This is a genomic window from Burkholderia sp. M6-3, assembly GCF_050858985.1.
Taxonomy (GTDB): Bacteria; Pseudomonadota; Gammaproteobacteria; order Burkholderiales; family Burkholderiaceae; genus Paraburkholderia; species Paraburkholderia caledonica.
Genome location: NZ_CP110090.1, coordinates 632,931 through 646,634, shown reverse-complemented (window position 1 = coordinate 646,634; position 13,704 = coordinate 632,931). Strand labels below are relative to the sequence as shown.

Here is a 13,704-nt window from a genome sequence, read left to right as displayed (position 1 = left end):
CCGTTCCCAATAAGGCCAGAACGTGCGGTTAACCACAAAGACGCTGCTTGCCTGCATTCACCTCTAACGGTTTTACTTTTCGCGAATACCGTCGCCGACAAAGCGCATATTCATATCTTATGCACAGTGGTGCTGCGCCTATGCAGCGCAAATGATCCCGCTCAGGTTGTGCGCTCGCGAACATACGCGTCGAAAATGGCACCCCAGACTTTGGCAGTGCTGACTGGTGCGCATCACGCGCTAGTCCACCTTCACACCGTTCTACACGCGACCCGGTTTCATTCAGGCACGATCCGCGTCTGACGAGTCGCAGCATTCCGACAATGTATGAGCCTTGTTTGCCGCCCTCTTCCGTTGAAGCGATGGAAAGACTTTCGTCGGCATATTCAGGGGTTCGAACGACGCTCGCAACTCGGGCGGAAAGTAATGGGCCGCGACGCTTGACGCCGATACGCAGACGAATAGCGTGCGGCAACGTAACTTTGCTGGCATCAGCACCTGCACATCCATGTGTGCGGGTGGTCGGTTAAACCTCTTCGATGATGGGCTCCTTATGAACGAGTTTTCTCCAAAATCGCAGGCTGCCGGCTCCCGCCAGAATGACGTTGATCTGGTCCGTTACCTCGACGTAGTCCTGGCGAACCGGTGGCTCGTTCTGGCAATCGCGAGCATGGTGCTTGCAATGGGCGTGGCCTACAGTCTTCTCGCACCGCCCGTTTACCAGTCCGATATTCTCCTGCAGGTAGAACAGGAGAGCCCCACCAATACCAAGAGTCTGCTTGGCGACGTATCAAGCCTTTTCGACGTCAAAACAGAAACCACCGCTCAGATCGAGGTACTGCGCTCGCGCATGGTGGTAGGAAATGCGGTCGACAATCTCAAACTCTACATAAGCGCCGAGCCGAAGCGCTTTCCACTGATCGGCAATTGGATTGCGCGTTGGAACAAAGGCTTGTCGCAGCCCGGCTTGCTCGGAGCCGGCGGCTATGCGTGGGGCAGCGAATCGATCAACGTAGGGACGTTCGATGTTCCAGAAGATCTCGAAGGCGACGACTTCAAGCTGACCTCGCTCGGCGGAGGTCGCTATGTTGTCGAACAGAAGCAGCTCGACGCACCGATCTACGGACGTGTAGGCGAGACGATCGTTTCCAACGAGAGCACGGGAAAGATAACGTTGCGCGTGCAGGCACTCAATGCGAATCCCGGCACGGAATTCATGCTGGTGAGGAATTCGCGACTGAAGACGCTGGAGAACCTGCAAGACAAGCTGTTCATCGTTGAAAAAGGCAAGCAGAGCGGCATTATTGGCGCGTCGCTGACAGGCACCGATCGGCAACTTACCGCGAAGATCCTGAACAACATCGGCGACGAGTACGTTGCGGCAAACATCGCGCGTAAGGCAGCCGAGGCCGAAAAGTCGCTGGCGTTTCTCAGCGATTTACTCCCGCAACTGAAAAGCGAACTTGAAGATTCCGAGCGCAGCTACAACGCGTTGCGGATGAAGCGCGGCACATTCGACATCAGCGAGGAAGGCAAGACCTATCTGCGCGAAAGCGTCGAGTTGCAGGCTAGTGCACTGGCGCTGAAGCAGAAACGCTCCGAACTCACCGCACTTTTCACGAGTGAACACCCGTCGGTTCGTGCCGTCGATCAGCAGCTTGCCGCCTTAAGCGCCAAAGAAGCCGCGGTCTCACAGCGAATGACGTCACTGCCTGAACTGGAACAGGAGTCGTTGCGCCTGATGCGCGATGTGCGCGTCAATAACGATCTCTACGTCGGCATGCTCAACAACATGCAGCAGTTGAAACTCGTGCGGGCAGGCAAAGTCGGCACCGTGCGACTGCTCGACAGATCCGTTGTACCGAAGGAGCCCATCAAGCCGAATAAGCCGCTGCTGATCGCAGGTTCCGCAGCACTCGGCCTCGTCCTGGGAATGGTGGTGACCTTCGTGCGCCACATACTGCGCGGCGGTGTGACAAATCCTCAGGACATCGAGCAGGAAACTGGTTTGACTGTGTATGCGACCGTGCCGGTTTCGCGCACACAAGCAGCGCTCGAGCATGAATCGCCAAAACGGAACGAGGGCTTGCTGTTGCTCGCCACGCATTCTCCGGGAGATCCATCTGTCGAGAGTCTACGCAGTCTGCGCATTGTGCTGCAGCTTTCAATGCTGGAAGCGGGAAACAATCGCGTTCTGCTCACCGGTCCGAGCGAACAGATCGGCAAATCATTTCTGTCCGCCAACCTGGCAGCCGTGATGACCGGATCGGGCAAGCGTGTGCTGCTAATCGACGCTGATTTGCGCAGGGGCCATCTGAACGAGTATTTCAGCAAGGAATCGCAACCAGGGCTCGCGGACGTTCTGACGCAGAGTGCCACGTTAGACGACGCCCTGCAGCGTAACGTAGCGCCCGGACTCGACTTCCTCCCCAACGGTACTACACCGTCCGACCCCGCGGAGCTTCTGATGGGCGATGCAATGTCCCGCCTCCTGGAGTCGGTAGGCGACAGATACGACATGGTGTTGATCGATACTCCGCCCGTCCTCGCGGTATCCGATGCCGCCGTATTGGCGCACCGCTGCGGCACTGTGTTCCTTGCAACACGCTTTGGCACGACGTCGGTCGAAGAAGTACGCGAGTCCGTCAAGCAACTCAGGCATGCGAACGTGGAAGTCAAAGGCGTGATCTTCAACGCCTTCCATCCCGCCGCCTATCGCTACAGCTTGGGTTCGCATGCGGGCCGTAACCGATATCTGTCGTATCAGTACGCGACCGCCTCGGGCGACTCCAAATCCGGCAGTTGACCCGTGCGTAAGCGCATGCCGCGGAGAGCCTATGTGGCCGATGCGGCATAACCGGTACGGCTTTGTCAAACCGAACTCCGAATAGAAGATGATCGTTAATGTAAAGCATTCGGTCGTTAGCATCGCGGGCGTTGTGCTCAGTCAGGCCGCGAACTTCATTGCGGTCATACTGATTGGCAAGTTCTGCGGGCCGAGCGAGCTCGGTTACTTCAGCCAGTTGAATGCGATTGGCCTTTTCGCCGGTTCGGTTCTGGGCTTGCGGCTCGAAGTGGCCTGTATGGCCGCGGATAAAACGCTTGCCGTTCGCGCGCTGGTGAGTTCGAGTTGCGTCGCCATGGCGATCGCACTGCTGCTCGCCGCCGTCGCAGTGGTCAGTGGCGAGCAGAAGTATTTGACCGTAGTGGTGCTGGCGAGCGGTGTATTCCTCCAGCAGGCACTGTCGTCTGCACTGGCAAGCGAGCGCAAGTACGTGAGCATCGCCGTGCAACGCGCATTTCCGAATGTCGCTTTCGCAGTGGCATTCGTTGCGCTGATGATGGTGGCCAGCCACCCGTGGAGCGGGCCGGACATTTTCGCGGTGTACAGCTTCGTGTTTTTTGCTTCAGCCGCCGTTCCGCTGGCTGGCTATCTTTTCACCTCCCGGTCGATGCTTTCGCCAGAGTGCCTAAAGTTCTCCCGACTGCAACTCGATTACGCCAAATTCTCGCTGCCGACAACATCGCTCAATTCGGTCGTAATCTATTCAATCGCGATCCTCATGCCACTTGCTTTCGCACCCCACGACGCGGGCGTGTTTGCTCTTGCCTATCGCGTCGGTTACTTCCCTGCGTCTCTCCTGTCACAGAGCCTCGGCGCGGTGTTCCGACGGGATCTTATCGATCTGGTCGAAAGAGGAACGGACGTGCGCGGCGCACGAAATCCGGCAACATCGTTCTCTCTGGTTCTGATGCCACTGAGCGTGGTGCTCATTGCAGCTGGCTACCTCGGTCTCGCTCTCATCATCAACTTCAAGATGGGAGACCTCTGGCAGCAGTCGATGCACGTTTACATGCTGTTTTCGCCGTACTTCCTGACGATGGCCGTGTTCGGTTCGCTTGCGCAGGTATTTATCGTCTTCAAGCAGCAGAAGTTCGATCTGGTGATTCAACTGATGAGCGCTGTCAGCATATTTATCATTTTCGCCTTCACGAGCGTCTTCAAGCTGGACTTTATGTCGGTTGTTCTGCTTCTCAGCCTATCGGGAACGCTTGTGGCATGCGTCGGCATCTACTATTCGGTGAACGTGGCGAAAGGCGGCATGAGCATCAAGCCGCGGGATTCGGTTGCAATCTAAGGGGGTGAACGTGCGTATTGTCAAAGTACCCGGGCTGATCGGGCGAAGCGCGAGTCCCGGCGTGTCGGCGACAATCTGGATGCTTCTGCTCGCCCTTCTTTGCTTCGTTTCCATCGCCCATGAAACGGTGCTGCCGGCCAAGTTCCTGCTCGACGAGCAAGTTATCCTCGAACGAATGCTGACGGTTAGCCGCTTCGAGGCCTTCGGCGACTCCTTCGACAACCTTGCGTGGACTTTCCGGTCCCTCGGCATTAGCACGCCGGGAATATCGTTGGTCGGATTTTTCGCTTCAACAGTCGGACTCGTGCTTGCGATCTGGCGCTCAGGAGTGACGTCGCTAACTTACATGGAATTCCTGCTGGCCTGCTTCTGGCTCTTTGCGCAGACGGTCTACATCGGTATGCCTTCGAAGGAGATCGTTATATCGCTAGCGGTTCTCTTCATCCTGCAGTGCAAGGACTCGCGGTTCATCGTTGTCGTATTCACAGTTTGCGTCGCGCTCATTGCCATCTTCTTTCGCACCTACTGGGCCATCACGTTAGCTCCGGCGCTGTTTCTGTACTTCGGGCCCGCTGTTCTGCGCAGGCCGCCTTTTCTTGCATTGCTGGCTGTCATTTTGTTCGCGTGCGTAGCCGCGAACTTTCGTATGCAATATGGCGAAACGCTGGACTTCGCACGGCAGATGGTCAACGAGTCGAGAGATCCGAGCGAGGTCGGCTCGCTTATCGTGCAGATCATTCCCGGCGGCAATATGGTCTCGGACGTGACCAATGCCATGCTTATTCTGGGCACCTTTCTGCTGCCTTTGCCGCTGGTTCTCTCGGGGGTGGCGACACAGACCATCGGCGGAATATGCACGTTCTTTACGCTCGCCTCGATGTTCTCGCGGTATCAGAAAAGAGGTGCGGTCGCAGCGCCAGATCGCTTTGAGAAGTTGTGCTTCTGCTTCATCGTCAGCTTTCTTGCAACTCAGGCGATCTTCGAACCCGACTATGGGTCGTTTCTCCGTCACCTGTCGCCGATTTCGCCGCTCTTAATGTATCTGCTGCTTTCATCGCGATTGGAGCGTGAGCCGGACGCGCCTCATGTCGCTACGATCCGGGGCGTCCGCTTCCATTTCGGCCAGCCAGAGCGCAGATGGCTCAGGTCCCACGATGGTCAATGAACGCGCAGCGCGGCGTTCAGGCAGCGGTCGATTCCCGATGACGCAATGACGTTATTCCACCGAAGATGTTCGAGATTGGAAGGGTCGTTGGCCGGCACTGTCTCATCCGATAGCTGACCTATTCCTGCAAAGATGTCGGGCCCCGTGACCTTGCAGAGAATCCCGAATGCGGCCGCTGCAGTGAGGTTTGACGGTGAGTCGTTACAAATGATCCTTTTGCCCAACGCGGCATATTCGAGCAGCTTCGTCGGAGTCTGGACGTTATAGGGGCGTGAGTACGGAATCGTCGATATGGCGTACTCGCAGTTCTTTACTACCTCGAGAGCATCCCGCTGCGGCAGCTTTCCAGTGAATATCAGGCCAGGCGCTCCTTGATAGGCGTCGGCAATCTCCTTTTCCACGGCACCGACAAGTACCAGCGTTTCGGAACCGCGCCGCGCGGACGCGAAACCTGCAAGAAACTCATCGACGCCCCTCTCACGGGTGATCTCGCCCATATAGCAAAACGTTCCCGTCGGCAGTGCTCCGTTGCGCGAGCCCTTGCAGGAGAAGATCCAGTCGGGCACGCCCATGGGCAACAGAATGGTTTCGACGCTGTCGTCGAAGTCCATCAGCTTCTGCATCGATTCGTTCTGGAAGATTCTCAGATTTGGACGCGGCTGCAGCAACTTCTTCGCCGCGTCTTTCAGTGTGATATAGCTGCCCACCGACAACGAGCGGTAGTCGTGAATGACGTAGCGCGAGGGCAATCTCTTTGGATAGAACCCCATGATGCACCAGAGCACATAGTTGTGTGGGTCCGCAATTTTCCGGTAGTCAGCCATCGTTCCTGAGTTGACGAAATAGCCGTTCTTTTCGAAATACTCCGTGTACGCGGCCACCTCTGGATAGTTCGCCTTGCCCGTATGCAAAATAAACAGTTTCACTTTTTCCTACCTCCGTTGCTCACACTCGGCACCCACGTGGTCGACGAACTCTTTGCTTGCGAAGGCGTTGCGTCCTACTGGCTAAAGTTTATTTTTTGCGAAATATAGCTATTGATGTTCGATTTCTCGATAACGTTGTCCCACGCGAGCTGCGTGAAATTCGCCCTTTGATTTGGCTTCGCCGTCTCGATGGTGGCGGCGGTCATACCGGTGAAAATCGAGGAGCTGGTGATGATGCTGTTGATGTGCAAATCCTCGCAGCACGCGACGTTCGACGGAGAGTCATTGCACAGAATTTTCTTCCCAAGCGCAGCGTACTCGAGAAGTTTGGTCGGCGTCTGGTAGCAGTGCGGACGGTGGTACGGGAAATACGACACCGCAATCGACGACCTTGCAACCAGGCCAAGTGCCTCGCGCTGTGGCAACGCGCCTGCGAACACCAATCCGCGCTTACCGGCGTACCGCTCGTAAAGACGTGGCTCCGGCTTGCCGACGAGCAGCAGCGAAGCATCCACCTCGCGGAAGTTCTCAAGAAATGCCTCAATGACAAGATGAAAGCCCCGCTCGAAGCTCATGTCGCCGATATAGCAAAAGTCGGCGATATCCTCGGCATCAGGCGGTTGTTGCGGCACCTCGAAGATCCATTTCGGAACACCCATTGGGAGGATCACCGAGGGCACGTCGTCATTGAACTTCATGATGTTTTGCTGCCGCGTATTCTGGAAGACCCGCAAGTTGGGCCGCGCGTTCAGATATCGCTTTGCGATGTCTTTCAGGCCAGCCGAGCCGCCCACTGAGAGCGACCTGTAGTCGTGAATGACGAAATCCGACGCCAGTTGCTTCGGATAGAAGCCCATGATCGCCCACACGAGAAAATCTGCCTTATCCGCAAGCGCCTTGTAGTCGCTTAGCGTGCCGGCGACCACATCGACACCGCGTGCGGCGTAGTAGTCCTGATATGCCACGAGTTCGGGGTAATTAGCCCGGCCGGGATGTAGCAAGAAGATTTTGTACACGGTTGGTCCCCGTAAATCGTTGGTGCGTTCAACTAGTCGTTCAGATCGTGCGACGGAACTACAATGACTTGTCCGGGTTGGGCTGGATATCGCAAGGGACAATTGAATGGGTGTCCAGTACTTCCTTGACGTGTTTTTCTCCGCTGGACTCATAGGTGTTCAGCCATCTGTGAAAGATGGTGTCCATCGAGAACTTCGCCACCGCGAGCTCTCGAGCGGCCGCACCCATCTGTTCCCTCAGCTTCCGGTCGCCGCGGAGTTGCTTTAGGTAACCCGGCATCTCCTCATCCGACCCAACGAACCCCGTGACGCCGTGAACAACCACGTCGCGGTTGCCGACCACGTCGGTCACGACCGCTGGAATGCCCGCCACCTGCGCTTCGATCAGCGCTACAGGCATGCCTTCCCAGCGTGAAGTCTGCACGTAGATGTCGAGCTCGGACATCAACGAAAGCGCCCGCGAACGCGTTAGCCAGCCGCTGCACATGAGCGCCGACGCCTGAGTCGCGTCGGGCAGTTCTTCGCTATTGCCGCCAATCCAGACAAATCTGGTGGTCGAGTCGTGCAACGTGGTCGCGAGAGAGATAAAGAGCTCGTGGTGTTTCTGAAACGACGCACGGCCATTCATTCCGACGACGACATTTCCGTCCTCGCGATTCTTGCGCAGCGGAATGCTGTTGATGTCCACGCCGTTCTCTATCAGCGTTGCGTCCTTTACTCGAACCTTCTCTTCAATCTCGCGCAACTCTCCCGGTGAGCACGCAACGACAGTTCCTCCCATCATGTCTGCCATGCGCTCGAACATCAGATACGCGAGCTGCTTCGCGCGAGAGACGTCGCGACGTAAGAATGCAAGGCCGTGCGGCGAGTACAGAACCTTCGCGTTTTGCGTCGCAATTCTGGCGGCCGCTCGCCCCAATACGCCGGCCTTCGACGAGTGCAGGTGGATCACTGTCGGATCGCAGCGCCGCATATGTCTGGCGAGTTCCCACACGCTCGACCAGTCCTTGCGGACATGGACGTCCCTACACATGGACACGTGCACCAGGTCGACCTTGGGGTGGAACAGTTCGATGAAGTTCTTGGGAGTTTCCGGCCGTGTCGAATAAAGGACCGTGACATGCGCGCCGATTGCCGCTGCGCGGTTGCAAAGCTCCGTGAGCATCGACAGAACGCCTCCTCCGAATGCCTCGGTAACGTGAACGATTCTCATGGGGCTCCCGCGCCAATTAACGATTTGCCAAGTTATCCACCGTGCTCGCCGCCCAGGTACGCGCCAAATTTATCCAATAACCTGGAGCCTGCGTTCGTTTTAAAACGCAAAATGCGAAAATTAATCTGCATAACTTATAAATCATGCGAAGCGTCGTGAAATCGTCGATTTCACGACGCCGCGTTTATTTCATGCCGACGCCAAACTGCGTTGGAGCCGCAAAACGCGAAGCAATGCAAGGGATTGGTACCACTTAACGCGAACACGCAATTCAGGCTCGCGAATAGCGCGAGACTTCCAACTTTTCGGATTCGTGCTTGTCGACCAACAAGCAACCAGGGATGGCTTACTGTTATTGCAAGCAGCGTATTGCGCAAAACGGGATGGAGCACAGCGGGCAAGCAGGTTTGCCTGAATCTTTCGAGTAGCAAACAGTAGAATGCGGAAACCTTGCGTGACGATAAGAGCCTAAAATGTCTCGCTCCGTGCGGAAGGACACATCGCGCGGTAAGTATTGCAGTCAACAGTAACAAGTACCGTCAAATAATATTATTACCTTAAGGCGACGTTTCGTTTTATGCTTGGTCCGCGCCTTGCTGGGGAGTACGGTGCCATGGCAATGGGGTGCACGCTCAGATGACGCCGAGGCCGTTGGATTGATCTAGACAACGGCAGGCCACGGCTAGAACGGCAACGTATGCTTAGGCGAAAAGACAGGCAGACCACGCTGCTGGATGGCCGCCTCGCTCTAACCGTTTCGAGGCAAGCGGGAATAGCTAGCCGCACTGAATGGTTTGCTCATCTCAGCGTCAGGAGGCGACTTACTTATAGCAGGGCGCCGCAACCAGGCCAGAAGGTTCTACGCGAAGGTGACACGTTGACGGCTTGCTGGCCATTTTTTTGAGTTCGCCTGGCTTAATCTCTGTGGAGTGCGGCATTGACGACGATTCCGATGACCCTGAAGATCAAGCGCGCGTTCTCCGTCGCACGGGTGCTATGCATCTTCCTTGCACTCAGCGTGTCCATGCAAGCATTTCAGACAATAGAGCGTTTGACCGGCCGGCGAAGAGCGCGCCGACACAACAAATAGGCTCAGCATCGCAATGCCCATGCTGGCGCTGATGTGCTTGTCGGTCCGACGTAGGTAGAAATAGACGAGCGTTACATTCAGTACTTTTCGCAGACCGCTGTGATCCCCACCAAATGCGAATCGACGCGCCACCATGTTCAATGGCGCGCGTCGAACCTAACTCAGTGCATTTATTTAGGCGCGGTTACTGGCCGGTATAACCGAGTGGGACCGTCGAATTGTTTTTCGCCACCGTCGCGTTATTCGACACGATGTACTGCGGCATTTCAGTAAGCGTCAGCGTCACTGAACCGTTGCTATAAGGAAGTGTGCTGACATTGCCGTATCCATCGATCCTCGTCACATTTCCCGATGTGCCCGCATTGTCGACCTGCAACGTATAACTGCTCGAGTAGGTCTGGCTGTACGCGCCGTTGCTTGTCGGCCATTGCGCGTTGCTATGCGTCCAGGCGGCGGTCACCACTTTGCCGTTGCCGAGTTGCTGGAACGCGTACACAAATGCGCCCGACGGAGTGCCCTTTACGCGACCGAGCGTATTAGTGCCGTCGAGTACGCGGGTCATCGTGGCGAATGCCATTGCCTCCGGTTTTGGCGACAGGTTAGTCGCGCCAAATGCACCTTGCGCGTTGTTCAGATCGAAGAACGAGCCGTAGCCCACTTCGCCCGGATAGTCGGGGCCGTAGAACAGTGTGGTGACCTGCGCGCCGCCGCCGAGCACGATGATGTGTGCGCGCACGCCGACTGCCGCGTGAGCGAACAACTGGTTCTGCGACGGCACCGTCGGACCATAACTGAGGCCCGGATCGTAGCTGGTACCCGCTTCGGTGAAAAAGAGCTTCATGTTCGGCTTGCCCGCTTGCATCACCGAACGCAGTTGCGTCATCTGGTTGTCGAGCGCGTTGGCCTGGTTCGCCGGGTCCGGGTCGGAGTCCTGCAATTCCGGCGGATGTGCCGGATAAGTACCGGCGTTCCAGTAACCATGCGTCGACACGGCGTCGATGTAATTCCACAGACCCAGCGCACCGAACTTCTTCAGATATCCGGTCGTGCAGGTGTCGCAATTCGCGGCGAATGGATTACCCGTACCCATCACGATCGCGTTCGGATCTGTCGAGTGAATACCTTCGTATGCGGCCTTGTACATGGCAACGAAATTCGCGTCGCTGTCTGCCCAGCCGAGGCTCGGTTCCCACGTTACCTGATAGTAGTTCTTCTGCTGGTTCGGATAGTTTGCGGCGCGAATTGCGCTCGTATCGGTGCCGACTCTTGCCATGAAGTTCTGAAATTCCGGCATGTTCGACGGCGCGTAATAGCTGTCGTTGAACTGCCCCGTCTTCGAGTCCCACGCAGGCAAACCGTCCAGACGCACAATCCGCATCTGATCGGGATTGGCTTTATAGAACGGATCCAGGTCGTTCGCGCTCGGCGTGTAGGTGTTTGGACCGTTGGGTTCCATCGCCGACACTTGCCGATCGTCGATCGTCCACGAGATGCCGAGCGCATGCAGTGCCGCGATATTGCCGTTGAAGCCCTGCATACCGAAACGGTGCTGATCCTGATGCGCATAGGCGACGGTTCCGATCGCGGAATTCAGGTCGGGCAGAACACCGAACGTTGCGATGCCCACCGGTCGCGTTCCGCTCCTGGGCAGCGTGCCGCCGCCGGAGCGCAACGTAGCAGTCAGTGCGCCGTAGCCGGCCCACGTCGACTTGCATGACAGCGTGTTGGTCTGCACGCCCGAACTCACGGCGAAACTGCCCTGCGTCTTGATTGCGCCATTCGAGTCCGCCACTGACCAGACGACGGTGTCGGCGTTCGGTGCGTTCGTCGTAATGGCGATCTTGAACGCGGCGTTGTTCGGAAACACGCGCAGACCGTCGGTGGTCGGCGTGTCGGCGCTGATCACGCCGTTAGCAGTTCCGCCCGCCGTTTGCGTCGGGTTGCCGCATGAGATGGCGGCGCTCGTAGTCGCTGCAGACGAAGACGGTGTAGGGCTTGGTGTCGGTGTCGGTGTCGGTGTCGGCGCGGGCGCGGGAGTGGGCGTTGGTGCAGGCGTTGGTGCAGGCGTTGGCGCGGGTGCAGGTGCAGGTGCAGGTGCAGGTGCAGGTGCAGGTGCAGGTGCAGGTGCAGGTGCAGGTGCAGGCGCAGGTGACGGCGTCGCTGCCGCGGCTCTCATCCAGCACGCCTTGTTGTATCCGAACGCGGGATCGGCCTGCGAAACGGAGCCGACATAACACCCGACGCCGTTACTGAACGTACGAGGACTCGTCAACATTGTCGACGGTGCGTCGGGCGGGACCGCGCCGAACACCACCGAAGCCGTGCCGAGAAACGAGCACTTGCCGTTCTCTTGCGCGCACAGCTTGAATTGTTGACCCGCGACCGTAATCGTACTTGGCTGCGCTTGCGCGCTTTGAGCACCCAGGGATGTCAGCGCCGTCGTCGCCGCGATTCCTACCAACCTCGAATATCTAACCATGTCCCTGTCTTTGTGAAGAGAAGTTATCCCCGAAAAAGTAGGCAGGATCGGCAGCGCCGTCACGCCTTTGTCTTATTGGATGTGAGAGAAAAGCTGTCCCCCGGACGCAATGTGGTCCGTCTTGCAGCATCAAACGCGGGACGATCGAAGGCCGGCGCGGCTGTGCCCTCTGCGCGCGGTGCGAAACAAAGATCACGGCTGTACGAACGCCGCCGTTCCTAACATTCAGTGATTAGGATGGCTAACCTACTACTTCAGCCAGATGGCTTTTCATCAACGATCAATCTGTTCGTTGGTGTAACGTCCGCCACATGAGTCACAGACTGGCCGCAGAAACGAAGCAAGCGACAAACGCCTTGAGAATCTGCGCCATTAGCGCGGCCCCGCGGCGAATGCTCGGCGCAAAAGGCCAATAAGAAAAAGTTACTCAGAACCGATGTCTGTTGAGAACGCTGCAGCATTAGTTACTGAGCGTCTCGGCGGGAGAATTATAAACGTTTCAAAACTGCAACCAAGGGGGGCGCGCTTCAATAAGTAGCAATTGAAACCGTACTTGCCCTGAAGAGCCGGTGCGTTCCCCAATTCGCCTCTGTACGAAAAGCTCGCCTCCGCATTGCGCGGAAAACGTAAAAGCTCTATTCGTCGGCGGATAAGGCCATAGCTGTTGCGTGTAGAATTATTTGATCGGCGTTTTCAGCCGCATCGCCAGAAGCAACTTAGCAATTTTCGAAGAATACGTGACACAGGTACGCGTATTGCGTAGTGTTTAACCTAGGCTAATGACCATTGCCGACTGTCCTGATTCGACTGCACCATGGCGTTTTCGTGTGTTACGCAACGCACTGAGATTACGCACCAGAGTGGTACGCTGAAGAAAGCAGCCTTCGCGGGCAGTGAGCCGCCGCATTGCGGCGACAATCGAGCGACTAGAACGCACCGCGAAGCGCAATTGCCGGCTAACGGCTCAACATCGCTGCGGGAGCCACTGCGATGGGATACAAAACCTATACCTTGATGACCTTACTGGCGGTTAGCAACGCAGCCCAAGCGTGGCAGCCGCTCATCTACCCCATTCGAAGTCAAACCGCGTATCAGCGCAGCGTCGACAGTGCGTTGTGCTACGCGTCTGCGAATAAGGAAACCAAAGTCAACACCGTGCGCGAGGCGCAAATGCCGCCGCCAAAGCCAACGGCAACCAAGACGTCTTCTACTGGCGCACCATCGCGTCCGCCGCTACCGCCGAGCACGTTCTCATCCGCGCCTGCTGGTCCCGCGCTGCCTGATGGCACAGCGCCGGCCGCGTCCAACGCCGCTTCGGCGCCGAAACCCGGTGCCGCCACAGCCAGCAATGGCGCGTCTGCGACTCGTGCGACACCCGCCAGTGGAGTTCCAGCGGCACCCAAAACCGCGGATGCGGGGCACGCTGCATCTGCCGCATTGCCGCCTTCCGCGGCAATCGTGCAGCAGCCCGCCTCTGAGCCAGCGACCACGGCAAGCGCTGCGGGCGCGTCGCAACCGGGCACCGCCGCCCTGCCGCCACTACCGGCGCCCGAGCCACCCATGACCCGCTACTGGGCCGCCTACGGCTCATGCATGCAGGCACGAGGCTATGTCGTTGCGCAGTGAGCCTTCGCCGCAAGCATGCTTGCGGCGTCCACTACGCCGGCTACAGGGAG

9 protein-coding genes are annotated in these 13,704 nt (G+C 57.4%); 5 read left to right on the top strand and 4 right to left on the bottom strand.

Annotated features, from left to right (window positions below):
* Window positions 1-553: 553 nt before the first annotated feature.
* The 3 genes from OH764_RS02840 to OH764_RS02830 all read left to right on the top strand — a co-directional run bounded on the left by OH764_RS02840 (window position 554) and on the right by OH764_RS02830 (window position 5,304).
* On the top strand, window positions 554-2,806 hold the full coding sequence (locus tag OH764_RS02840; protein ID WP_498847961.1) for a polysaccharide biosynthesis tyrosine autokinase: 2,253 nt from the start codon (window positions 554-556) through the stop codon (window positions 2,804-2,806).
* A gap of 88 nt (window positions 2,807-2,894) precedes the next feature.
* Window positions 2,895-4,139: a polysaccharide biosynthesis protein gene (locus tag OH764_RS02835; protein ID WP_498847960.1), complete on the top strand. Its 1,245-nt coding sequence runs from the start codon at window positions 2,895-2,897 to the stop codon at window positions 4,137-4,139.
* 10 nt (window positions 4,140-4,149) lie between these two features.
* A complete protein-coding gene (locus tag OH764_RS02830) occupies window positions 4,150-5,304 on the top strand; it encodes a hypothetical protein (protein ID WP_498847959.1) in 1,155 nt (384 codons plus the stop codon).
* Here OH764_RS02830 and OH764_RS02825 read toward each other — a convergent pair.
* The 4 genes from OH764_RS02825 to OH764_RS02810 form a co-directional block, all read right to left on the bottom strand.
* Entirely contained in the window at window positions 5,298-6,230 is a 933-nt protein-coding gene (locus tag OH764_RS02825; RefSeq protein ID WP_498847958.1) for a glycosyltransferase family protein, read from the bottom strand. The genes OH764_RS02830 and OH764_RS02825 overlap by 7 nt on opposite strands.
* Window positions 6,231-6,304: 74 nt before the next feature.
* Window positions 6,305-7,246 carry a glycosyltransferase family protein gene (locus OH764_RS02820; RefSeq protein WP_498848738.1) on the bottom strand — a complete coding sequence of 314 codons (942 nt, stop codon included), beginning with the start codon at window positions 7,244-7,246 and terminating at the stop codon, window positions 6,305-6,307.
* Window positions 7,247-7,304: 58 nt separating this feature from the next.
* A complete protein-coding gene (locus OH764_RS02815; RefSeq protein WP_498847957.1) occupies window positions 7,305-8,459 on the bottom strand; it encodes a glycosyltransferase family protein in 1,155 nt (384 codons plus the stop codon).
* Between the two features lie 1,274 nt (window positions 8,460-9,733).
* Complete coding sequence (locus OH764_RS02810; RefSeq protein WP_498847956.1) at window positions 9,734-11,455, bottom strand: glycoside hydrolase family protein; 1,722 nt, start codon at window positions 11,453-11,455, stop codon at window positions 9,734-9,736.
* Window positions 11,456-11,544: 89 nt separating this feature from the next.
* On the opposite strand from OH764_RS02810, the gene OH764_RS02805 reads away from it, so the two are divergent.
* Together OH764_RS02805 and OH764_RS02800 are read left to right on the top strand one after the other, a co-directional pair.
* Window positions 11,545-11,802 (top strand): hypothetical protein, encoded by a 258-nt coding sequence (locus tag OH764_RS02805; RefSeq protein WP_498847955.1) that lies wholly within the window; start codon window positions 11,545-11,547, stop codon window positions 11,800-11,802.
* Between the two features lie 1,216 nt (window positions 11,803-13,018).
* A complete protein-coding gene (locus OH764_RS02800; protein WP_288824356.1) occupies window positions 13,019-13,654 on the top strand; it encodes a hypothetical protein in 636 nt (211 codons plus the stop codon).
* The last annotated feature ends 50 nt before the right edge of the window (window positions 13,655-13,704 follow it).

Coding starts and splice junctions, on each gene's coding strand:
- OH764_RS02815 (WP_498847957.1), bottom strand. CDS start 8,459: ATGAGAATCGTTCACGTTACCGAGGCATTCGGAGGAGGCGTTCTGTCG.
- OH764_RS02800 (WP_288824356.1), top strand. CDS start 13,019: ATGGGATACAAAACCTATACCTTGATGACCTTACTGGCGGTTAGCAAC.
- OH764_RS02840 (WP_498847961.1), top strand. CDS start 554: ATGAACGAGTTTTCTCCAAAATCGCAGGCTGCCGGCTCCCGCCAGAAT.
- OH764_RS02835 (WP_498847960.1), top strand. CDS start 2,895: ATGATCGTTAATGTAAAGCATTCGGTCGTTAGCATCGCGGGCGTTGTG.